Source organism: Litoribrevibacter euphylliae (assembly GCF_042646085.1).
In the GTDB taxonomy this organism is placed as follows: Bacteria; Pseudomonadota; Gammaproteobacteria; order Pseudomonadales; family Litoribrevibacteraceae; genus Litoribrevibacter; species Litoribrevibacter euphylliae.
In genome coordinates this window covers 266,589-290,659 of record NZ_JBHRSZ010000006.1, presented here as the reverse complement: position 1 = coordinate 290,659, position 24,071 = coordinate 266,589, and the positions used below count along the sequence as shown (strand labels likewise).

Genomic DNA, 24,071 nt, shown 5'->3' with positions numbered 1-24,071 from the left:
TCTTCAGTTATTAAAAAGCCAGCATTTCGCTGGCTTTTTTAGTATCACAACTTAGTAATTAACCGTGATATTGAGGGCTTAGTTCTTCTACCGCTTCAATAAAAGCCTTTGCATGTTCAGGGTCTACCCACTGATGAATGCCATGACCCAGGTTGAAGACATGGCCAGTACCTTGACCATAACTATCTAGAATTGTTTTTACTTCTTCACGGATAATCTTAGGATCAGCATAAAGAACACATGGGTCCATATTCCCTTGTAACGCAACACGGCTTCCAACTCGACCACGAGCATTGCCGATATCCGTCGTCCAGTCCAAACCAAGCGCATCACAACCAGTATCCGCCATTGATTCCAACCACTGACCACCACCTTTGGTGAATAAGATCACAGGAACCTTACGACCTTCACTTTCACGTTTCAGACCAGCTACAATTTTCTCCATATACTTCAGAGAAAACTCACGATAACAACGATCACTTAGCGAACCACCCCAAGTATCAAAAATCTGCACCGCTTGTGCCCCGGCATCAATCTGTGCGTTTAGATACCCTGTTACTGACTGAGCTAGTTTATCCAATAACTGATGCATCACTTCTGGCTGGTTATACATCATGGCTTTAACTTTTCGGAAGTCTTTCGAAGAACCGCCTTCAACCATATAGGTTGCCAATGTCCATGGGCTTCCAGAGAAACCAATCAAAGGCACACGACCATTTAACTCGCGACGGATGGTTGAAACCGCTTTTGTAACATAAGACAGGTCACCCGCTTCCATGTTTACAATCGGCAGGGCATTAACATCTGCTTCCGTTTCAACGACTTTCTTAAACTTAGGGCCTTCGCCTGTTTCAAAATATAGCCCTAAGCCCATAGCGTCAGGAATGGTCAGAATATCTGAAAACAGGATAGCGGCGTCCAAACCAGAATAACGATCTAAAGGCTGCAGTGTCACTTCACAAGCAAAATCTGCATTCATACACAGATCCATAAAGCTGCCCGCATTAGCACGTGAAGCACGATACTCAGGAAGATAACGACCCGCCTGACGCATCATCCAGATCGGCGTACGATCCACAGGCTCACGTAATAAAGCACGTAAAAAACGATCGTTTTTAAGCTCAGCTTTAACTTCGGTCATGTTGTCTCCAGAGTATTTCTTGGGTTATCAAAAATTGCGCCTAATGATAACCAAAAAGACAAAAAAAAGCCCAGCATGTTGAAACATACCGGGCTTTTTTTTGACTTTGGTCAGCGTTAATTAGACTTCCAGATAATCCAGAATGCCTTCCGCTGCCTGACGACCTTCATAGATCGCAGTTACTACCAAGTCAGAACCTCGAACCATGTCACCACCGGCGAACACTTTCGGGTTAGTCGTTTGATAACCTTGAGCTTCAGGAGCAATTACGCCACCCCAGTCATTGGTTTTAACGTCATGATCTTCGAACCAGTCCGCTGGACTTGGACGGAAACCGAAAGCAACCAATACAGCATCCGCTGGAAGCACTTGCTCTGAACCTTCGATGACTTCAGGGCGACGACGACCATTCTCATCGGGTTCACCAAGGCGTGTTTCAACAACCTTAACCCCTTCAACCTTCTCTTCACCAATGATGGCAACAGGTTGACGGTTAAATAGGAATTGAACACCTTCTTCTTTTGCATTCGCAACTTCACGAACAGAACCAGGCATGTTGGCTTCATCACGACGATACGCACAAGTAACCGCTTCAGCACCTTGACGGATAGAAGTACGATTACAGTCCATCGCAGTGTCACCACCACCAAGAACGATCACTTTCTTACCTTTCATATCAATGAATTCAGAAGGATCTTTCTCAAAACCAAGGTTACGGTTTACATTAGAAATCAAGAACGGAAGAGCATCATACACACCAGGTAGGTCTTCACCAGGGAAACCACCCTTCATGTAGTTATATGTGCCCATACCAAGGAATACGGCATCGTATTCTTTTAGAATTTCGTCAAACGCGATGTCTTTACCGATTTCAGTGCTCAAGCGGAACTCAACACCCATCTCCGTAAACACTTCACGACGGCGTTTCATTACGTCTTTTTCCAACTTAAATTCAGGAATACCGAACGTAAGTAGGCCACCAATTTCTGGGTACTTATCAAAGACGACAGGCTTAACACCATTACGAACCAAGATATCAGCACAACCTAACCCCGCAGGACCAGCACCGATAACAGCAACTTTCTTATCCGTCCAAACAACTTTGGACATGTCTGGCTTCCAGCCCATCGCAAATGCAGTATCTGTGATGTACTTTTCAGCAGAACCAATAGTTACTGCGCCAAAACCATCATTCAGAGTACATGCGCCTTCACACAGACGATCTTGTGGGCATACACGACCACATACTTCTGGTAACGAGTTAGTCTGGTGGCTCATTTCCACGGCTTCAAGAATGTTACCTTCAGAAACCAACTTCAACCAATCAGGAATAAAGTTATGTACCGGGCACTTCCACTCACAGTACGGGTTACCACACGCCAGACAACGATGACTTTGATCACGTACTTCTTCAGACGTGAAAGGCTCGTAAATTTCGTTAAACTCTTTCTTACGAGTTTCTGCAGGCTTCTTACTAGGATCCTGACGGCCTACGTCGACAAACTGGAAATTGTTATTTAAGCGTTCAGCCATTTCCGTTCAACCTCTTTTCTCAAGCTTCGTTCACGGGTTCTTGTCGAGATAACTCGCGCCCTTATTCAGGACGCGACTTCATGTTATCTAACAATTTACCCAGGCTTGCTGCTTTTGGTTTTACCAACCAGAACTTACCAACGAAGCCATCAAAATCATCTAGAATCTGCTGACCCCATGCACTACCAGTTTCAGCAACATACTCTTTAACCACCTCTCTCAAGTGACTACGATACTCTTCCATAGACTCTTGAGTAATACGGTGAATGTCGATCAACTCATGGTTATAGCAATCAACAAATGTGCGGTCTAAATCCAGTACGTAAGCAAAGCCGCCTGTCATACCTGCACCGAAGTTCACACCGACATTGCCAAGCACAGTTACGAAACCGCCTGTCATGTATTCACAGCAGTGATCACCAGCGCCTTCGATAACCGCATGGGCACCAGAGTTACGTACTGCAAAACGCTCACCAGCAGTACCCGCTGCAAATAATTTACCGCCAGTAGCACCATACAAACAGGTGTTACCAATGATCGACGTTTCTTGGGTTTCAAACTGACTACCTTGAGGAGGTCGAATTACTAGCTTACCGCCAGCCATGCCTTTACCAACATAATCGTTTGCATCACCTTCAAGACGCATAACCAAACCGCCAGCGTTCCAAACGCCGAAGCTCTGACCCGCAGTTCCTTTCAAATTCAAGGTTACAGGTGCATCAGCCATACCTTGGTTGCCGTAACGCTTAGCGATTTCACCCGACAAGCGAGCACCGACAGAACGATCACAGTTAGTTACTTTGTAGTCAAACTCACCGCCTGATTTAGCTTCAACAGCCGCCAACACATCCTCTACGATTTGAGCATTCTTAGCTGCTTCATCGTATGGTGCATTTCGCTCAACAGCACACGTTTGAGGCTTGTCAGCAGGTACAAAACTATTATCAATTATTGGGGTTAGATCCAACTTACCTTGACGCTCTGTAATACCATCCAGAACTTCCAGCAAATCAGTACGACCAACCAACTCTTCCATCGACTTCACGCCCATATCCGCCAATAGCTGACGAATTTCCTGCGCTACGAAACGGAAGTAGTTCATAACCATTTCAACGGTACCGATGAAATGCTTATCACGAAGCAGATCGTCCTGTGTTGCCACACCGGTCGCACAGTTGTTCAAGTGACAGATACGAAGAATCTTACATCCCAAAGCAACCATCGGAGCAGTACCAAAGCCGTAGCTTTCAGCACCTAGAATCGCAGCCTTAACTACGTCCAAGCCGGTCTTCATACCACCATCAGTTTGAAGACGAACTTTGTCACGAAGGTCATTGAAACGAAGAGCCTGATGCGCTTCACTCAACCCAAGCTCCCATGGAGAACCTGCGTGCTTAATAGAAGTCAGAGGACTAGCCGCTGTACCACCGTCATAACCAGAGATGGTAATCAAGTCGGCATACGCTTTTGCAACACCAGCAGCAATCGTACCTACGCCTGGCTCAGAAACGAGTTTTACAGATACATGCGCATCTGGATTCACTTGTTTCAAATCGAAAATCAACTGAGCCAAATCTTCAATCGAATAAATATCATGGTGTGGCGGAGGTGATATCAACGTCACGCCCGGCACGGAATAACGCAAACGAGCAATTAGGTCGTTTACTTTACCACCAGGTAGCTGACCACCTTCACCCGGTTTCGCACCCTGCGCAACCTTAATCTGAAGAACATCAGCATTCACTAAATAATGAGGTGTAACACCAAAACGACCAGAAGCAATTTGCTTAATCTTAGAACGCTTTTCTGTACCGAAACGAACAGGATCTTCGCCACCTTCACCAGAGTTTGAACGACCGCCCAGGCGGTTCATAGCTACGGCTAACGCTTCGTGTGCTTCAGGAGATAATGCACCCAAAGACATAGCAGCGGAGTCAAATCGAGGGTAAATACTTTCTAACGGCTCCACCTCATCAATAGAGATAGGGTTCACACCGGTTTTTACTTTAAACATGTCACGAAGTGTCGCAATCGGACGCTCGTTAACAAGCTCGGCATATTTATCGTAAGCACGCTGATCACCATTTTGAACAGCATCCTGAAGCAGTTTAACCACATCAGGGTTATAAGTGTGGTATTCGCTGTTATGAACAAACTTAAGGAAACCACCCTGCGTAATAGGCTTACGTTTACGATTAGCTAAATCAGCAAGCGCTTGCTGATCCGACTGTAAGTCAGAGAAATCAGCACCTTCAATACGACTTGCCACGCCAGTAAAGCACAAATCAACCACAGACTTACTCAAACCTACGCACTCAAATAACTGAGCACTACGGTAAGAAGCAATCGTTGAAATCCCCATCTTAGATAGGATTTTCAACAAGCCTTTATTGATGCCTTTGCGATAGTTCTTCTGAGCTTCGATAGGATCCATCACCAACTCACCAGAACGCACAAGATCACACAATGTCTCGTACGCCAAGTAAGGATGGATTGCCGTTGCACCAAAACCAATTAACACAGCACAGTGATGAGAGTCACGCGCCCAACCCGTTTCTACAACGATATTGGAATCACAACGTAAACCTTCGTTAATCAAACGATGGTTAACGGCACCCGTTGCCATGAAGGAGTTCACTGGCAGCTTACCTTCTGATATTTCACGATCAGAAAGGATAACTATGGTCACGCCAGATTTAACCAAGTCTACAGTTTCATTACAGATACGATGAACTGCAGCTTCAAGACCTTCATCCGCTGAGTACTCTAGTTTGATAGTCCCAGCAGTAAAGCGACTATCATCAATAGACTTCAGCTTATTAAGCTTACTGCTTGATAGAACTGGCGTAGAAAGAACAATTCGTGACGCATGCTCAGGAGAGAACTCAAAGACATTTCTCTCTGCACCAATACACGTCTCTAGTGACATTACGATAGTTTCACGTAATGGATCGATTGGTGGGTTAGTAACCTGAGCAAATTTCTGACGAAAGAAGTCACTCACTGGGCGGATTTTCTGAGAAAGCACTGCCATAGGGGTATCATCCCCCATTGAACCAACAGCTTCCTGACCACCCTCAGCTAGAGGACGAAGTACCTGATCACGCTCTTCAAACGTCACCTGATACATTTTCATATTCGCTTTCAGGACTTCTTGATCCAAGCTCTCTGCTTGCTGAAGCTCTTCACTCATCGAAGATTCGATACGAATCGCGTTCTCTTTCATCCACTGCTTATATGGATTTGAGTTTTTCAAGCGTTCGTCAACATCTTTTGTATGCAGAACTTTGCCAGAATCGGTATCAATAACCAACATCTGGCCAGGGCCTACACGACCTTTGGCTACGACATCTTCTGGTGCATAATCATATACACCGATCTCAGAAGCCAACGTAATATAACCATTCTTAGTCGTAACCCAGCGTGCTGGACGCAGACCATTACGGTCAAGCATACATACCGCATGACGACCATCAGTCATTACAACGCCAGCAGGACCATCCCATGCTTCACAGTGCATAGAAGTGTACTCATAGAAGGCACGTAAATCAGGGTCCATAGTCTCTGCATTTTGCCATGCAGGTGGAATGATTAGACGCAGAGCTTGAGCCAAATCCATACCGCCTGCCAACAACAATTCCAACATGTTATCCATGCTAGAAGAATCAGAACCAGTGGTATTAACAACAGGTTGAAGATCGTTCAACTCAGGAATAAGAGGAGTCGCGTACTTACTGCCACGCGCTTTAGCCCAATTACGGTTACCTTCCACGGTATTAATCTCACCATTGTGAGCCAAATAGCGGAACGGCTGAGCCAAAGGCCAACGAGGCAATGTATTCGTTGAGAAACGCTGGTGAAATACACAGATAGAAGTCGTTACACGCTCATCACCAAGATCCAAATAGAAGCTTGGTAAATCAACAGGCATCATCAAGCCTTTATAAGACAGAACTTCTGATGACATGCTACAGATATAGAAGTTCTCATGGCCTAGATTAGCCTGTTCTGCACGACGTTTAGCAACGAATAGCTTAACCATAAGCTCTTGTTGCGTCATACCTTCAGGCGCTTCGATAAACAACTGTTCGAAACGAGGCAACACATCGATAGCCATAGGACCAAGACAATCATTATTAGTTGGCACTTCACGCCAACCAACTAAATTCAGGCCTTGTGCCTTAACGGCATCCTCGACGTTTGTTCTTTGCTGACTTGCTAATGTTTCATCCAAGTCCAAGAACAGCATAGCAACAGCATATTGATCAGCTAAGCTTTTTCCAAACTGTTCATTTGCTACTTCTCTGAGGAAGGCATCCGGTTTTTTAATTAGGAGACCACAACCGTCACCCGTTTTCCCGTCTGCCGCAATACCACCACGGTGGGTCATACATGTTAGAGCTTCAATTGCCGTCTCTAACAAGTGGTGGCTAGCTTCACCGTTCATGTGAGCGATTAAACCAAATCCACAGTTATCTCTGACATCCCCAGGATGATAAAGACCTTTACTCATAAGCCACTCTCACCTAGCTAATCCAATTTCTGACAGAACCTTATAATAATATTTAGGTTCAAAATGCCTGCAAAATACTTCAGCGCAGGCAAAGGGGCGACAATTTTACACAAAACAGGAGCCAGTAACAAACTTTTACGTAAGATCTGTACAAAAATGCGACGAGTCTATTCAAATATGCGACTTAAATAGGAAGGAATAAAACAAGAGTAAGACTGGAAAATACAGCTCAAATTTCCTAATTTCTTTATTAAACTAGCGAATCATCTCCTTTTGAATTGCTGAAAAATCGCGAACCCAAAGGTCTTTCAAGCCGAGCTCCTCACCAGCTTTCTTGGCTTCTTGACGATTTTCATAGCTACCATAAATTAACACAAACCAAGGCTGGCCTCTCAAAACACCTTCATAAATGTGAAGTTTCTGGGTATCCCCTTTGAAACCATCAACATAGCCTTCTACATTTTTTTGTGAATGCGCGCCTAATATTTGAATAGTGTAATGATTTCCAGGCTGAGCAGAGATCCACTGCATTGACCCATTCCCCTCTGTCATCACCGCATTTGAGATCTTAGGCGAGGAAACGACGTTCTGTTCACTCTGAATATCATTAGAACTGACAGATTCAATACTTTCTACAATATCCGTTGTGGTAGCAGAAACTTCAGGCTCACTTTGTTGAACACTCTGCGCACTACCCTCTTTAACTGGATCATTCTGAACAGGCACAATCTCACGCTGCGCCAATAGTTCTTCTTGTTTCTTTCGCAACTGTTCCAATAAGCTGCTTGAAGCAGTAGGAGCACTTTCAGTAGAAATACTATCAACAGAATCATCTCCTACTCTATCAGGTGCAGAATCATCCGATCGAATCTCTGTAACCTCGGGAGCTAGCACCTCACCTTCAATAGAAAACGTCTCCTCAGCTTCTTTTTCCGATTGATAGAAAAAGATGACACCTCCCAACACCAAGATCACCAGACCAATGACTACATATTGATAAACAGGCATAAACGAGGATTGCCTACGAACAGACGGAGATTCTTTTTCAAGAAGTGACCTAATTGCAGCATTAACCTGCCCCAATCTCCCCTCAGACAACTGATGAATCATATTGATATCAGAACCAGAATACATAATACGTTCTGATTCCGGCTTAACAGCCTCTAAAAACTGTAGATACTCAGATAACACCTCCTGATCAACAGTCGGCATTTTCAAAGTAAAAACTTGCTCCCCACCAGCATCTTTGACAGAAGGATTAGATAGATGTTTTTCAATATAAGGCTCAGAAAACAAAACACACTTTACAGAATCACTATGTTTTTTATCTTGAACCACTCGAAACAGTGCTCTTAATCCTTCTTCACTGATTTCATGAGCATCATCAATAAGAAAAACGACTGTACTACCTGAATCAGACAGCCTAAGCAAATAAGAACTAATCAGTGAAAACAGAGACTCTTCATCACTGGTAGCTGGAAAATCAGGCAGATCGTGATGAAAACGATTAGCCATCAATTGGTGCAACAGCTGATTTAACAGTTCGGAAGCAGACATCAAAAGCGAAGCCTGGACCTCGACCGCATTCCCAGGAAGTGATGACTTGAGCGCATGAAGCAAGTGGGTTTTTCCTGTACCCGTATCACCACAAACATTAATCGTTAATGAACCAAAGCGAGTGAGATGAAGAACCTGATCTAGTAAATCACTGCGTTGACCACCAGAAAAAAAACGATTTATCTTAGCAGGCGGCACCACTTGCTCAGTTTTAAATCCCGTCATTTCCGGCTGGGTCGCTGTAGTCATACCACTGTCCTTAGCTCAACTGTTTCTCGCTAGATTAACACAATCTTTTCAATTATTAACAATCAGAGAGTGTCTTTAGAAAACTCTCTTGAGGGTAATCAGCCGTAATAAAAGCTTCACCAACACTCTTAAGCAACACTAAACGAATTCTATGATCCAAGTTCTTTTTATCCAGAGACATATAAGATATGAAATCATCCTTGGTCATCGATTCTGGGGACTTAATAGGCAACTTGGCACTCTCTACGACTTCGGAAACCCTCTGGAAAGCAACTTCATCTAGCCAGCCTAACTCTTTAGACATGTAAGCTGCCATTATCATACCGGCACCAACAGCCTCACCATGCAGCCAATTCCCATACCCTTGGTGAGCCTCAATCGCATGTCCAAAAGTATGCCCTAAGTTCAATAAGGCACGACATCCAGACTCAAGCTCATCTTCTGCAACAATTTCTGCTTTATTACGACAGGATTCATGTATCGCTTTAGTTAACACTTCAGGATTGCAAGCCAGCATATCGCTCATATTATCCTCAATCCATGATAAGAATGCCTCATCACGAATCAAACCGTACTTTATTACCTCAGCAATGCCTGCAGATAATTCTCTTTCTGGAAGAGTTTTAAGTGTATCTGTATCAGCTATAACAACTTTAGGCTGATGGAAAGCTCCTATCATATTCTTGCCTAAAGAATGATTAATCCCTGTCTTCCCACCAACAGACGAATCCACCTGAGATAATAGAGTTGTCGGAACCTGAATAAAATCAACTCCTCGCTGATAGGTTGCAGCAGCAAAGCCACACATGTCACCTACAACACCACCACCTAAAGCAATTAATGTGGTTTTTCGGTTATGGCGCTTCTTCAGTAACTCGGAGTAAATGAGATCAATGCTTTCAGAATTCTTATATCTTTCACCATCAGGAAGAATAACTTCGTCTACCTGAAAACCAATCAAAGAAGATTTCAACTTCTCTAGGTATAAAGGTGCTACCGTTTCGTTGGTAACAACCATAACTTGCTGACCAGCAATATAAGGAGTAATAAGCTCTGGATTCCCCAACAGCCCTTCACCAATAAAAATAGGATAAGATCTCTCACCCAAATCTACGTTTAGAGTTTTCATATACCTGACACTTAGAAAGTACGACTGATTCTAAATATTTAACACTCGACAAATTTCAGAAACTACAAGCTTAGGGTTTCTTTTATCCGTGGTTACCACATGATCACAGACTTCCTGATACAAAGGATCTCGAATATCCATTAGCTTTTGCAAAACCTGGGTTGGATCTTCTGTTTGAAGAAGTGGACGATTTTTATCCTTACGAGTTCTTTCGATCTGCAATTCGACAGAAGTCTTTAGATAAATCACAGATCCTCTTTCTTTAAGATAACTACGGTTTTCAGACTTAAGTACAGCACCTCCGCCTGTAGCAAGGATAATATTATTCTGACAAGTTAAGTCTGCAATTACAGCAGTTTCACGATCACGAAAGCCCGCCTCTCCCTCGACATCAAAAATCCAAGGAATATTAGCACCAGCTCGCTCTTCAATAACTTTATCAGAATCAAAAAAAGGAAGATCTAACTCTGTAGATAAGAGTCTGCCGATGGTGCTTTTTCCTGCTCCCATCGGCCCAACTAAAAAGATATTAATAACTAACCCCTTGAGAGCCCTTATTAACGAACAGACAAGGTATCCTTCACTAATTTAGGCGTAATAAACATCAACAACTCAGCTTTGTCTTCAGTTTGAGTTGTCCTTCTAAACAAAGCACCAATATATGGCAAGTCACCCAAGAATGGAGTTTTCTCAACTTGCTCTACATCCTCACCTCGGAATATACCACCAAGCACAATGGTTTCACCATTTTCTACAATCACTTGTGTTTTAAGGGCTTGTGTATCAATACTTGGTATACCATTGAAAATTTCACCTACTGAATCCTGGTTAATCTCCAAGTCCATGATAATACGATCATCAGGCGTAATTTGAGGTGTTACTTCCAAAGATAAAACTGCATCTTTAAAAGATGTCGTTGTTGCACCACTAGACGAAGCTTCCTGATATGGAATTTCTGTACCCGACTCAATTCGTGCTGTTTGACCATCTGCTGTGATAATCTTCGGCTGTGAAATAATTTCACCTTTACCCTCTGTTTCCAATGCAGATAACTCCAGATCAATCACATAATCAAAGGCTGCTATACCAAGAGCAAAAGTAGTTGCATTAGAATTAGTTGCGGCAAGATCTACCACCATACCATCATCAATTTCACCATCTTCATAGCCTTTCAACTCAACAAAATCAGGAACCGTCGCTGTACCCGCAGCCAAATCCTGTAAAAACTGATTTTGAGCCTCCAAAATACTTTGCTGATTTTCAAAATCTGTTTTATTTGTACTGTTATATATTTCTTTAGCTGAATTCAATCCTGTTAGATTTCCCGAAATGCCTTTGAACGTGTCAGAGTCTTGATCCCAGGCAGCACCACCCCAGCGAACCCCCAACTCTTTCCCTAGGTTTTTCGTTGCAATTACAATTCGAGCTTCAATAAGCACCTGACGAACAGGAATATCTAAAACCTTCATTGCATCACGAATTTCATCAAGTTTTTTAGCTGTATCCCGAACGATAATCGTGTTGGTACGTTCATCAACACTTGCACTACCACGCTCTGTAAGCAAACCCTGGTCGGCTTTCAATAAATTAACTACATCTGCAGCTTTAGCATACCTAATTTGTAAAAAGTCAGTTTCCAAAGGCGCCAGCTCAGCAACTTGCTTTTGCGCTTCTAACTCAAGCTTTTCACGTGCTGCAATTTCATCAGCTGGCGCAACTAGAAGCACATTACCAATCTTACGCTTGTCTAGGCCTTTAGTTTTCAACACTAAATCCAGAGCTTGGTCCCAAGGTACATTTTGAAGTCTTAACGTAATTCGTCCTGCAACTGTGTCACTTGCCACAAGATTAAGACTGGTAAAATCGGCAATCAACTGCAATACAGATCGAACTTCGATATCCTGAAAGTTCAATGAAAGTTTCTCACCACTATAAGGAAACTTCTGCTTACGACGTTCTTCAGCCTCCTCTTCAGTTATTGGCTTAATATTGATAGTAAGCAGGTTATCCGTTTGATAGGCAAGATACTCATGTGTCTGAGCCGTCTCGATGGTCAGCTTTGGCACACCATCTTCTTTTAGCATATCAACAAAGGTTACGGGGGTTGCAAAGTCAGTAACATCCAAACGACGCATTAACTCAGGTGGCACATCACCATCAGGAAAAGTAACAAATATTTTACTACCCAATGACTCCATATCCACCGCTAATGACGGATCTGAGACAGTAATCAACACCCGCCCTTCACCAGATTCACCACGTCTGAAATCAATATCCTGAATAACCTTCTTAAGATCATCAAACTGATGTTGACGCTCTCCTTTTGATAAAGAATCCTGAACAGTATCTCGTTTATCCCCACCGCCTAAAGCAAGAATCAAACTATTACCCGATACGGTTGCTTTATACTCAACCAGCTCTGTTAGATTAACAATAACCCGAGTTCGATCTTTCGCTTCAATTACTGTTAGGCTTCTTGCATTCCCAAAGCCAAGCTTATGATACTTTTCCTTTAAACCACTCTGAACACCCATGAGATCAAGTGAGATACGCGCAGGCTTTTCAATTGTATATCCCTTAGGTTGAGGAGGCGCTCCATCAAAGCTAAGCCGAACCTCTACACCTTCATTTGCTAATGAAGATACATCCAGTTTGTTGAGACTCACCGCATTAGCAAATGCAGATACTCCCAACGAAAAACACGTCAACAACATCCATTTAATGAACGAGCCCACACCTTCAGACTTATTCTTCATATTCATTGAACCGAACCCACCATAAAATTTCATAGCCATCACCGAATCTCAACTGTGGCACATTATTTATTCTTCTAATCCTTCAATCTGAATAGCACGAGGTCTCTGAATCCATCCCCCATCACCATCAGGAATGATTTCCAGAACCTGAATACCTAATTCAGTCACATCAGTAATCTGGCCATGATTTTGCCCTAGATAATTACCCACTTTAACTCTGTGCACATCACCATTTTCATCACTAATTAATGCCCAAAGAAAGCCTTGCTCTCGAGATAACGTGCCCACCATGGACAGAGTAGTAATAGCAAATCTTTCCAAATACTCTTTTGTACGGTCGAAATCAGGAAACAAATTTATACTTTCCTTCACTGTAGTTTCCATAACCTCAACGACAACCGGTTTAGAAAAGGGAGATCTTAATTCATTTGCTTGATAAGTGAATGCCTCATAAGCATGAAACTCAGGTAAAGGTTCAATTTGACCATGGGGCTTACTTTTAATATCAGCCATATAGGCTTTAATATCGTTCAAACCTTTCTGACCATAACATCCAGCCAAAAACAATGTTAAAAATAACAAGGTAAAGCATCGAGGGAATAGAATATTGAATCTCACTTATTTCCCTCCCTTTTTATTTTTTTCATTATAGCGATACGTCTTCGCTAAAATATTCATCACCAAGACATCAGGTTTAGCGTTATCCGCCTTGCCATACTTAATATCTAGATCATGTAGAGTTACGATACGGGGCAACCCCGCAACGCCACTGACAAAAGACCCCAACTCATGATAAGTTCCCTCTACAGAAATTTTAAAAGGCAACTCAATATAGAATTCTTTAGTGATCTCTGGTTGCAAATCAATCGTCTCAAATTTAAGACCACTGCCCAAACCTGTATGAGTAATATCCTCAAGTAAGCCAGCCACCTCAGTGTCACTAGGTAATTGTCTTAACAAGGCACCAAAGGTTTCTTCCATTTCCACCATTTGCTGTTTATATGCTTCTAGGTTTGCAACCTTAAAGGCTTTTTGTTCAAAGTCATCTTTTAGTGTTTTTTCTTTACGAACCTCTGTTTCATAAGCCTCACCAAGGCCTTTGATATGAAACCAATAACCACAAAAGACAACTAATACCGAAATCAAAATTAGAACAAATAAGCGACCAGCTAAAGGCCAAGACCCCATATTATTAAAATCGATATCATTAAGATCGAGATCATTTAGCTTTTCCATAGTTTCAGCGAAACTCATGAGCGTTTCCTCCGACCTTTAGTTGCCTCTTCCTCTTCAGCATTTGGCGTAGTTTGGTTCACAGTTAAATTAAAGCTACTTGATGTATCAGAGTCTTCTTTGATGGCTTTAACTGAAGTCAGGTTCGGATCTTTAAACCACTGAGAGTCATCAAAATTACGCATTAGGCTTGAAATACGATTATTTGATTCCGCTACCCCTGATATATTCAAAACAGAGCCATCCAAACCAACCTCTTCGTAATACACCCCATCAGGTATTGTGCGCACTAGCTCATCAAACACCTTCACAATCACAGGACGATTACCCTGAAGCTCCTGAATCACCTTCATCCTGTCAATCAAACGTTTACGTTCTTGCTTTAACTTATCAATCTCTGCAATCTGCTCTTTCAACTTATCAGTTTCTTGTTGAATAAATCGGTTTCTAGAACGCTGATCGTCGATAATTCCATTAAGATACTGGTGCCAGAAAAATAGAACAGCAAATGACAGAACAAGCACACCAACCAATGTCACCATAAACTGTTGTTGCTTTTCCTGCCTTAACTCTTCACGCCAAGGTCTGAGGTTAATCTTCGCCATTAATCAAAACTCCTCAACGCTAATCCACACGCAACCATTAATGAAGGAGCATCATTTGATAGAGCTGTAGCATTTACTTTTGGAGCAATCGACATATCAATAAAAGGATTAGCAACAATGGATCGCGTTCCCAGCTTCTCCTGAACCATCTCATCCAATCCTGGAATAGATGCACTACCTCCAGACAAAACAATATAGTTCACATCATGGTACTGAGAACCATTGAAAAATAGTTGAAGTGAGCGACTAATTTGCTGAACAGCGGCTTCTTTAAACTGCTGCAGCACTTCTACTTCATAATCATCAGGTAAGCCACCTTGTTTCTTGGCCAAACCTGCTTCTTCCATAGATAAACCATAGCGACGCATGATTTCTTCGGTTAACTGCTTACCACCAAAAACCTGATCTCGGTTATATATGGTCTTGCCTTCATTCAAAACACTCAAAGTAGTCGTAGTCGCACCTATATCAATAATAGCGACTAACATGTCACTTATATCACCATCCAACTGACTTTGAATTAATTCAAGAGAGCGCTCTAATGCATAAGCTTCTACGTCAACAACTTTTGCTGTTAAGCCACCTAATGTACAAACGCCTTCGCGGACTTCAACATCTTCTTTGCGACAAGCAGCAAGAACCACTTCGATTAAATCATCATTATCAGGATGGGTGCCTTGCACTTCAAAATCGAGATAAACATCTTCTAATGGAAAAGGAATATGTTGATGCGCATCTAGCATGATCTTATTTTCTAGATCATCTTCGGAAAGGTTCGCATTTTCTTCAATGGTTTTTGTTATGACGGATGATCCAGACACAGCAACCGCAGCAGATCTTGCGCGACACTTAGCACGAGTAACTACTCTAGAAATAGACTCCCCTACAGCATCCGCATCCTGAATATTTTTCTCAACCACCGAGCCTTCAGGCAGAGGCTCTACCGCATAACTTTCTACACGGTAACGATTGCCTTGCTGCCCGAGTTCGATAAGCTTCACTGTTGTTGAACTAATATCCAACCCCAACAGTGTTGTTGTTTTTCTTTTAAGTAATCCGAACACCGAGAATTCCCTATTAGTACGAGCACTTACGAGAACAATATATTAATGTACATTAAATAACAGCTTTGCGGATATAGCAAACCTTGAACTAAAAAAATAGACCCCATAATGCTATCATTCCAGCTCAAAGCGAAATTTAAATTTTTATTCCTAAAACTAAATACAATTTCTATGATCCAGACCACATTTAAAACGTTAAAAATTACCGGTTATCTTGCATTTTCAGCCATATGCTTTGTCACTTTAATTTTTTCCGGTGTCACACTTTGCCTGATTCCCAATCTTCCACCCGTTGAAGAAATTCAAGACATCCAACTACAAGTTCCATTAAAAATATTCACTGAAGACGGGAAGCTCATTGCTGAATATGGAGAAAAGCATCGCTCCCCCATTGATTACCATGAAATTCCATCTAATTTCATAAACGCTCTTATATCTGCTGAAGATAATCGCTTCTGGGAACACCAAGGGGTTGACCTGATCGGCCTAGCAAGAGCAGCCACACAGCTAGCCACAACAGGATCCATACAGTCGGGCGGCAGCACAATCACCATGCAAGTAGCTAAAAACTACTTTTTATCCCGCGAAAAAACCTTTTCAAGAAAATTCAATGAAATATTGCTTGCTCTTCAAATTGAACGATCACTGACCAAAGAGCAAATTCTCGAGCTCTATCTCAATAAGATATACTTAGGGCACAGATCCTACGGTATTTCAGCCGCTGCCAGAACCTACTATGGCAAATCAGTACAAGACCTAACACTGGCACAAACAGCAATGATTGCTGGTCTACCAAAAGCTCCATCCGCCTTTAACCCCTTAAGAAACCCAGAAAGAGCTATTGAGCGACGAAATTGGATTTTGGAACGCATGTCCGCACTCAACTACATCTCCAGCTCCCAAAAGGTTGTAGCTCAACAAAGCCCAGTCACAGCCAAGTACCATGCACCAAAATCAGAAATAGACGCATTCTATGCAGCCGATATAGCCAGAACAGAAGCCTTAAAGCTCTTTCCAAAAGATATCTACACTGGCGGATACAAGATATTCACCACCATCAATAGCACACAACAACAGGCCGCACTAAACTCAATTGCCACCCATCTTGAAAACTACAGCAAACGACACGGTTATTTTGGACCTGAAAACAACATAGACATCTCAACTGTTCTTAACAGCCAAGAAAACTCTGCAGACGTGCAACCACTTACTGCATTACTAAAAGACTACCGTCAAATAAACCACCTTATACCCGCATTAGTTTGGGAAGTAACCGATAAAGAAGCGAACTTTATTACTCGTGACGGAGAACTTATTACCCTATCAACCAAACAACTCACCTGGGCAAGACAACACATTAGCACCAACAAGAAAGGCCCTCGAATCAGAAAAGCCAGTGATGTAGTAAAACAAGGTGACATTGTCCGAGTTTATCAAGACAGCGACAGTAACGACTGGAAACTCGGCCAGCTCCCGAAAGCGCAAGCAGCATTAGTTGCGATCAATCCAAATTCAGGCGCCATCAATGCCCTACAAGGCGGATTCGAGTTTTATGCCAGCAAATTCAACCGAGTCACATCAGCTCGACGCCAGGCCGGATCCGCATTCAAACCCTTCATCTATTATTCAGCATTAGAAGACGGCTTTACCGCCGCCTCCATAGTGAACGACGCCCCCGTGGTATTTCAAGACCGTCAATTAGAAACCGCTTGGCGCCCTGAAAACGCTGGCGGAAAATTTTACGGTCCAACAAGACTAAGACAAGCGCTATATCAATCACGAAATCTGATTTCGATACGCATTGTGCAAACTCTTGGAATTCAACAAACCATTAACACTATTAAAAAGTTTGGCTTCCCGGAACAACACCTCCCCAAAGACCTATCGATCTCATTAGGTAGCGCTGCCGTAACGCCATTAGAACTTGCCACTGCCTACAGCATCATTGCAAATGGCGGGAAGTCAATCACGCCTTACCTCATCGACCATATTGAAGACTTTAACGGCAAAATCATTTATCAGAATCCAAACGCACACAAAGCAATAACACCTATCACGCCAGAAAGCTCAGAGCAAATCACTGAGTCAACTGACAACACACGTTCATCTAAAACAAGCTCAGATATTGATCCGCGCAGCATCTATATTATTACCGACATGATGAAAGACGTAATCAAGCTTGGAACAGGTAGACGCGCCAAAGAATTGAGAAGAAATGATATCGCAGGAAAAACCGGAACAACCAACGATCAAGTTGACGCATGGTTTTCTGGATTCAATGGAGACCTAGTAACCACTGTATGGGTAGGCTTTGACACCCCATCCACCCTAGGCATCAATGAATACGGTGGACGAGCTGCGTTACCAATCTGGGTTGATTTCATGAAAAAAGCACTCCCCCCTTATGAAAACACCTTAAAACAGCCCGAAGGAATAGTAACAATCCGCATCAACCCAACCACTGGCCACAGAGCTCTACCTGGTGAGAAAGACGCTATCTTTGAAATCTTCAGAAGCGAGCATGTTCCACCACCACCAGAAGAAGACAACGCAAGACCCGTCCTTATCGATCAAGGCCATCCGACTGATGTACTCGATGAGCTGTTCTAACAGCTCATCAATTTCAATCTATATACCCCACCACCAAAATTAAGGCATAAAAAAACCTCCCGAAGGAGGTTTTTTATATCTTAAGAATCAATCAATTAGATATCTTCTACAGACTTAAGCGGGTAGTTTGCTGGAAGCTCTTTAGTAGCAACCCCAGAATCAATCGCCGCCTGTGCAACTGCATTAGAAACCGCACCAAGAAGACGCGGATCAGTTGGCTTAGGAATAATGTAGTCCTTACCAAACTCAAGAGAATCAACACCATAAGCAGTCAAAACTTCTTTCGGAGTCTCTTCTTTAGCAAGACCAGCAATGGCATATGCCGCTGCAAGCTTCATTTCTTCGTTAATTGCTGTAGCACGAACGTCTAGAGCACCACGGAAGATGAACGGAAAGCCAAGAACATTGTTTACCTGATTCGGGAAGTCCGAACGACCAGTAGACATGATCAAGTCATCACGAACAGCGTTAGCCACCTCAGGCATAATCTCTGGTGTTGGGTTAGAACACGCAAACACGATTGGGTTTGGCGCCATTTTCTTAACCTGATCAGCAGAAAGCAAATCCGGACCAGAAAGACCCAAGAAGATGTCAGCACCTTCAATCGCATCATCAAGAGTACGCTTGTCAGTTTCAACAGCGAACATTGACTTGTACTCGTTCAGATCATCACGACCAGAATGAATTACACCCTTACGATCCAGCATATAGATATTCTCTGGTTTCATACCAGCAGAAATCAATAGCTTAGAGCAAGAAATCGCTGCAGCACCTGCACCTAGACACACCATAGATGCATCTTCGATTTTCTTACCTTGAATCTCAAGCGCGTTCAGCATACCTGCAACAGTCACAATTGCTGTACCATGTTGATCATCATGGAAAACAGGAATCTTACACTGTTCAATCAAAGTGCGTTCAATTTCGAAACACTCTGGCGCCTTGATATCTTCTAGGTTAATACCACCAAAAGTATCAGCAATGCGCTTAACAGTATCGATAAATGCTTGTGGGCTTTCGCAGTCTACTTCGATGTCGATAGAATCAACACCAGCGAAACGTTTGAACAGAAGACTCTTACCTTCCATTACAGGCTTAGAAGCCAAAGGACCTAGGTTACCAAGACCTAGAATCGCTGAACCATCAGAAATAACAGCAACAAGGTTACCCTTTGCAGTGTACTTGTATGCATCTTCTGGGTTTTTCGCAATTTCTTTAACTGGCTCAGCCACACCTGGGCTGTAAGCTAGGGAAAGATCACGTGAAGTTTCAGCGGGTTTGGTTAGCTCTACGCTGATTTTACCTGGCTTTGGAATTGCGTGGTAATCTAGAGCTGCTTGTTTTAAATCTTCAGACATTGTGAATATATCCAATCTCTAACAATAAAAATGTCCGAGAAGCATATATAAATTGCGATTATTGAACAAGCGATAATCAAGAAGATTCCTAGAAATATGATATTTCTCAGACAATCATTAGAAATTTTTTCATTCAAAGAAAAAGTGCATTAACGAAAGTTAATTTTTTAATAGAATTTGAGGACTTCTAAGAGGCAGCATATAAGGCTCATAGCGTGTCTTTTTCCGATGAATAACCCAACCACGCAACTCAATTAAATCGCCCTTCTTTTTTGTCTCTATCCCTAACTCATCCAACCATAACTTAGGCACACGAACCACCCTGGAGTCAGACAAACGCCACCAGTAAAACTGCTTGGACTTTGAAACCTTTTGCAATCGCCCCGACCACAATGCAAAGCCACCACGCTCGACATTCAGCCAATAGTCAGAATATTGCCACACACCCAACTTATTACTTCTCGCTTTAAGTTCAGCCTGCTTTAAACAGGCAGCGTATCGAGAATCCGACTCAAAGATCTGAAACCCTAAGCCATTAGCAATCAAACGTTCCGACAATAGAAAACTATGATCTCGCCCAGCCTCCTTTATCCACACATTTCCGAGACGACGCTGATACCTATCAACTCCCATCTCTTCTAAATAAAGTTGCTTATTTGAAATCCGATCTTTCACATAACGGGTTGCGTCTTCAGCAATGGGTTCCGGTACGCGTTTATTCCCGAAATTCATTTCGGGTGTATTCACAGTCACTAAGCGGAGATCACTATTCGAAAGACGCAAGGTATCTCCGTCCAAAACACTTTTAACAATTATCACCTGAAGTCGGGATAAATCAGGAGAAAGACAATCAGCCTGAAGACAAGTCGAAAATAAAAAGACACAAACAAAAAAGGCGCCTGAAATCAGACGCCTTTTTGAAGTAATCGCTAAATTACTTAGCAACACCACGGTTACCGAAACGCTTCTTGAAGCGATCGATACGACCACCAGTGTCAGTAACTTTCTGCTTACCAGTAAAGAATGGGTGACAGCTTGAACATACGTCCAAGTGAACATCTTTACAAAGAGTAGAGCGAGTTTGGAAGCTATTACCGCAAGAACAAGTAATAGTCACTTCTTCATAATTAGGATGGATATCCGCTTTCATAACGACCTCAACTATCAATACCGCAACCTGAAGAACGTTTTCAAACAGGCACCGCATTGCAAAATGGAATTTAGTTGTTCACTTTTCGGCTAAAAATCACCCGAAAAATTAAGAGGCGAAATGATAACAGACCTTTTACAAAGAACAAACCTATTTATAATAGAGATCTTCATTTATTCGACAGCAGACCGCATGGCCGTTCAAAACGACTTACAACTTCAAGAAACACACCCCTTACATTACTATGAAGTAGCGGTTAATCGACCACTCTTTCAAACCTATACCTATGCTAGTTTTCAGCCGATCTCTCTTGGCTGCCGAGTTCAAGTCAAATTAGGCCATAGCACAGAAGTTGGGATCGTAGTTGCTCAATCCACCAAAGCACCAGATTCAGACTTTACCATCACTACGATTGATAAAATCATCGATCCAACACCTATCCTCTCTGCTGAAATTTTAACACTGTGCCACTGGGGCAGTAGCTACTACTTTCAGCCTCTAGGTGAGTTCATTTTCACTTTCATCCCTAATTATTTGAAACAAGCAAAATTATTGGAAAGCTTGTATATCGAAGCTTTTGAAATCACCTCAAAAGGTAAGTATGCAAAGTTACCAAGCCAAGCCATCAAACAAAGTGACGCATTAGCCACCATCCAAACATTGGCCACAACGTCGAATTCCAACTTGGTTGCGAAGACCACCCTCAACCAACACGACATTAAAAGTGATACATTAAGGCAACTACTCAAGAAAGAGCTCATTCAGAAAAGCTTGATTCCACCCTATGCATACACAACAGCTCCTACTCAGACAAATGAGAACTCATTAACACTTAACCAAGAACAATCTGACGCCGTCAGTACCGTCATCAAGAACCAGAACACCTTTAAAAGTATTTTATTGGAAGGGGTAACTGGCAGCGGCAAAACCGAGGTATACCTCAATATCTGTCGCCACTTCCTCAATCAAGGCCAACAAGTGTTGTTATTAGTACCTGAAATTGGACTAACGCCACAACTGTCAGAGCGACTGCAAACTCAACTTCCCTATCCAATGATTACCCTACATTCGGATTTAGCAAATAAAGAACGCGCATCTCGCTGGCTGCAAACCAAACACAGCACATCATTGGTTGTTATCGGCACTCGCTCTGCAATCGCTTGCGACTTGCCTAAGCTGGCCTGCATTATCCTTGATGAAGAACATGACTCTTCATTCAAACAGCAGGAAGGCATTCGTTACCACTCTCGAAGTCTCGCGATAAAACGCGCACAACTAAAAAGCATTCCAATCTTATTAGGCTCTGCAACGCCATCACTGGAAACATTGACGAACGCCGAGCAAGGTCGTTACCAACATCTTCGCCTAACAAAGCGAGCAACAGGTGCCAACCTCCCTGAAATAGAGATTCAAGATTCATCACGTCTAACTGCAAATCAAGTATTTACAGACTCAACCTCCGAAGCCATTAGAAATACACTACAAAAACAGCAGCAAGTTCTTGTATTCATTAACAGAAGAGGCTTTGCTCCAACCCTGCAATGTTCCCAATGCCATTGGGTTGCGGATTGCGAGCACTGTGATGTTGCACTCACCATACACAAAGCTACCAATTCTCTGGACTGCCATCACTGCGAGCATAAGCAGCCGATTCCTAGGCGCTGTCCTTCTTGTAACTCCCCGTATATGTCACCACTGGGTTTTGGTACTGAACGCATTGAAAGCGAACTCATTCAACACTTCCCTGACCACCCAATTATTCGCATGGACAGAGACAGCACACAAAATCGAGGCAGCCTAGAAAAGATTCGACAGACCTTACTCGAAGGAACGCCTTGTATTTTGGTCGGCACTCAGATGGTCTCAAAAGGACATGATTTTCCGAACCTAACCCTTTCTGTGGTACTGAATTGTGATAACGGTCTGCATAATCAAGACTTCCGCTCGAAAGAACACCTGTTACAAAACCTTATCCAAGTTGCAGGAAGAAGTGGACGCTCCAAATTACAAGGACAAGTAATCATTCAAACCAACTACCCGGACCATCCGTTGTTTGTTCATTTTAAAGAACAAGATTTCCCCGGGTTCGCCAAAGAAGAACTCACGCACAGGAAGAAACTTGGGTTACCTCCCTTCCATCATCAAGCCGCCATTCGGATGCAAAGCCTGATGGATAACCAAGCATTTCAAAAGTTATTAAGTCTAGAAAAATACCTCAAAGACTGTGTTTACGCCCAAGGTAATCAGAACCTTGATATTTCGTTAACCATGCCAGCAGCCATAGAACGAAAATCGAATTGGTATCGTTATTTGATTGTGGTATCTTCGCCAAGCAGAAAACATCTACACCAATACCTCAATATTGCCCACGAGTATTTGCTCAAGATTCCACGCACTAAAAAGCTCAAGTGGGTCATTGATGTCGATCCTCTGGACACTTAAAATTTTGCGCTGCTTGCACCGCATCATCCCAACATAATTTCAATATAGAGTTAACGAGTTTCCAATGGCCGCCCACGACTTTGCATCCAACAAAAAGACAGCCAAAGCCAAGAGCACTTCATCATCCAAAGCGCCCAAAAGGAAACCAGCCAAGACATCAAGCAAAGGAGCAAAACCAACCACTCCTGCACCTCAACCAAAGAAGAAAATCCCAGCCATTGTTTGGATTATTCTTGGTGTATCTATTGCCTTTGGCGGACAGCATATTTTCAAGTATTTAAAAAACACCCCCGAAGTCAGCTCGGTTTTGGAAAAAGCCAATGAGAGCATTGCCGAAACCACTCAAAAAGCCATTGAACCGATTAAAGAAATTCAAGAAGAAGCACCTCGTTTTGAGTTCTATGAGTTACTCAAAGAAAACGAAGTTGAAGTGACAGTTGAACCTACTCCCGCATCAGAGAGAAAGCGGTATAAATACATAGTCCAAGCGGGTTCATTCCGAAACAAAGAGGACGCTGAACGCATGCGTTCAGCATTGATTTTAAACAATCTAACCAACACATCCACTGACAGCATCAGCACCAAGAACGGTACCTGGTATCGAGTTAATGTTGGCCCGTTTACTAATCGCTCCAAACTTGAAAAAGCCAGAGACACCTTAGCGTCCATGAACATTCAAGGGCTTGTAAAAAAGATTCCTTTGAAAAATTAATTCCTTTTCTAATAGCAGC

Annotated in this window: 17 protein-coding genes; 3 read left to right on the top strand and 14 right to left on the bottom strand. The window is 42.7% G+C overall.

Annotation, left to right across the window (positions count from 1 at the left end):
- Positions 1-58: 58 nt before the first annotated feature.
- The 11 genes from hemE to ACFOEK_RS15240 all read right to left on the bottom strand — a co-directional run bounded on the left by hemE (position 59) and on the right by ACFOEK_RS15240 (position 15,780).
- A complete protein-coding gene (hemE, locus tag ACFOEK_RS15290; RefSeq protein WP_386722325.1) occupies positions 59-1,141 on the bottom strand; it encodes a uroporphyrinogen decarboxylase in 1,083 nt (360 codons plus the stop codon).
- A gap of 120 nt (positions 1,142-1,261) precedes the next feature.
- Positions 1,262-2,674, bottom strand: a complete 1,413-nt coding sequence (locus ACFOEK_RS15285) for a glutamate synthase subunit beta (protein WP_386722324.1) — start codon at positions 2,672-2,674, stop codon at positions 1,262-1,264.
- 61 nt (positions 2,675-2,735) lie between these two features.
- The gene (gene gltB, locus ACFOEK_RS15280; protein ID WP_386722323.1) at positions 2,736-7,187 is read right to left on the bottom strand and encodes a glutamate synthase large subunit; all 4,452 of its coding nucleotides are present in this window, start codon (positions 7,185-7,187) and stop codon (positions 2,736-2,738) included.
- A gap of 255 nt (positions 7,188-7,442) precedes the next feature.
- Complete coding sequence (locus tag ACFOEK_RS15275; RefSeq protein ID WP_386722322.1) at positions 7,443-8,993, bottom strand: AAA family ATPase; 1,551 nt, start codon at positions 8,991-8,993, stop codon at positions 7,443-7,445.
- Positions 8,994-9,048: 55 nt separating this feature from the next.
- On the bottom strand, positions 9,049-10,122 hold the full coding sequence (aroB, locus tag ACFOEK_RS15270) for a 3-dehydroquinate synthase (protein WP_386722321.1): 1,074 nt from the start codon (positions 10,120-10,122) through the stop codon (positions 9,049-9,051).
- A 30-nt stretch (positions 10,123-10,152) separates the two neighbouring features.
- Positions 10,153-10,656, bottom strand: coding sequence for a shikimate kinase AroK (aroK, locus tag ACFOEK_RS15265; RefSeq protein ID WP_386722358.1), 504 nt, complete (start codon positions 10,654-10,656; stop codon positions 10,153-10,155).
- Positions 10,657-10,679: 23 nt separating this feature from the next.
- Positions 10,680-12,911, bottom strand: a complete 2,232-nt coding sequence (pilQ, locus tag ACFOEK_RS15260) for a type IV pilus secretin PilQ (protein WP_386722320.1) — start codon at positions 12,909-12,911, stop codon at positions 10,680-10,682.
- Between the two features lie 33 nt (positions 12,912-12,944).
- Positions 12,945-13,412: a pilus assembly protein PilP gene (locus ACFOEK_RS15255; RefSeq protein ID WP_386722319.1), complete on the bottom strand. Its 468-nt coding sequence runs from the start codon at positions 13,410-13,412 to the stop codon at positions 12,945-12,947.
- Positions 13,413-13,496: 84 nt separating this feature from the next.
- Complete coding sequence (pilO, locus tag ACFOEK_RS15250) at positions 13,497-14,132, bottom strand: type IV pilus inner membrane component PilO (RefSeq protein WP_386722318.1); 636 nt, start codon at positions 14,130-14,132, stop codon at positions 13,497-13,499.
- On the bottom strand, positions 14,129-14,716 hold the full coding sequence (locus ACFOEK_RS15245) for a PilN domain-containing protein (protein ID WP_386722317.1): 588 nt from the start codon (positions 14,714-14,716) through the stop codon (positions 14,129-14,131). Before ACFOEK_RS15245 ends, pilO begins: the two co-directional genes overlap by 4 nt.
- A complete protein-coding gene (locus ACFOEK_RS15240) occupies positions 14,716-15,780 on the bottom strand; it encodes a pilus assembly protein PilM (protein ID WP_386722316.1) in 1,065 nt (354 codons plus the stop codon). Before ACFOEK_RS15240 ends, ACFOEK_RS15245 begins: the two co-directional genes overlap by 1 nt.
- 108 nt (positions 15,781-15,888) lie before the next feature.
- On the opposite strand from ACFOEK_RS15240, the gene ACFOEK_RS15235 reads away from it, so the two are divergent.
- Positions 15,889-18,390, top strand: coding sequence for a penicillin-binding protein 1A (locus ACFOEK_RS15235; protein WP_386722315.1), 2,502 nt, complete (start codon positions 15,889-15,891; stop codon positions 18,388-18,390).
- A 95-nt stretch (positions 18,391-18,485) separates the two neighbouring features.
- Here the strand turns inward: ACFOEK_RS15235 and ACFOEK_RS15230 are convergent, their stop codons facing one another.
- The 3 genes from ACFOEK_RS15230 to rpmE all read right to left on the bottom strand — a co-directional run bounded on the left by ACFOEK_RS15230 (position 18,486) and on the right by rpmE (position 20,898).
- Complete coding sequence (locus ACFOEK_RS15230) at positions 18,486-19,748, bottom strand: malic enzyme-like NAD(P)-binding protein (protein WP_386722314.1); 1,263 nt, start codon at positions 19,746-19,748, stop codon at positions 18,486-18,488.
- A 159-nt stretch (positions 19,749-19,907) separates the two neighbouring features.
- Entirely contained in the window at positions 19,908-20,531 is a 624-nt protein-coding gene (locus ACFOEK_RS15225; protein WP_386722313.1) for a thermonuclease family protein, read from the bottom strand.
- A 151-nt stretch (positions 20,532-20,682) separates the two neighbouring features.
- On the bottom strand, positions 20,683-20,898 hold the full coding sequence (gene rpmE, locus ACFOEK_RS15220; protein ID WP_386722312.1) for a 50S ribosomal protein L31: 216 nt from the start codon (positions 20,896-20,898) through the stop codon (positions 20,683-20,685).
- A 192-nt stretch (positions 20,899-21,090) separates the two neighbouring features.
- Here rpmE and ACFOEK_RS15215 point away from each other — a divergent pair, with 192 nt between their 5' ends.
- Together ACFOEK_RS15215 and ACFOEK_RS15210 are read left to right on the top strand one after the other, a co-directional pair.
- The gene (locus ACFOEK_RS15215; protein ID WP_386722311.1) at positions 21,091-23,340 is read left to right on the top strand and encodes a primosomal protein N'; all 2,250 of its coding nucleotides are present in this window, start codon (positions 21,091-21,093) and stop codon (positions 23,338-23,340) included.
- A gap of 64 nt (positions 23,341-23,404) precedes the next feature.
- Entirely contained in the window at positions 23,405-24,052 is a 648-nt protein-coding gene (locus ACFOEK_RS15210) for an SPOR domain-containing protein (protein WP_386722310.1), read from the top strand.
- The last annotated feature ends 19 nt before the right edge of the window (positions 24,053-24,071 follow it).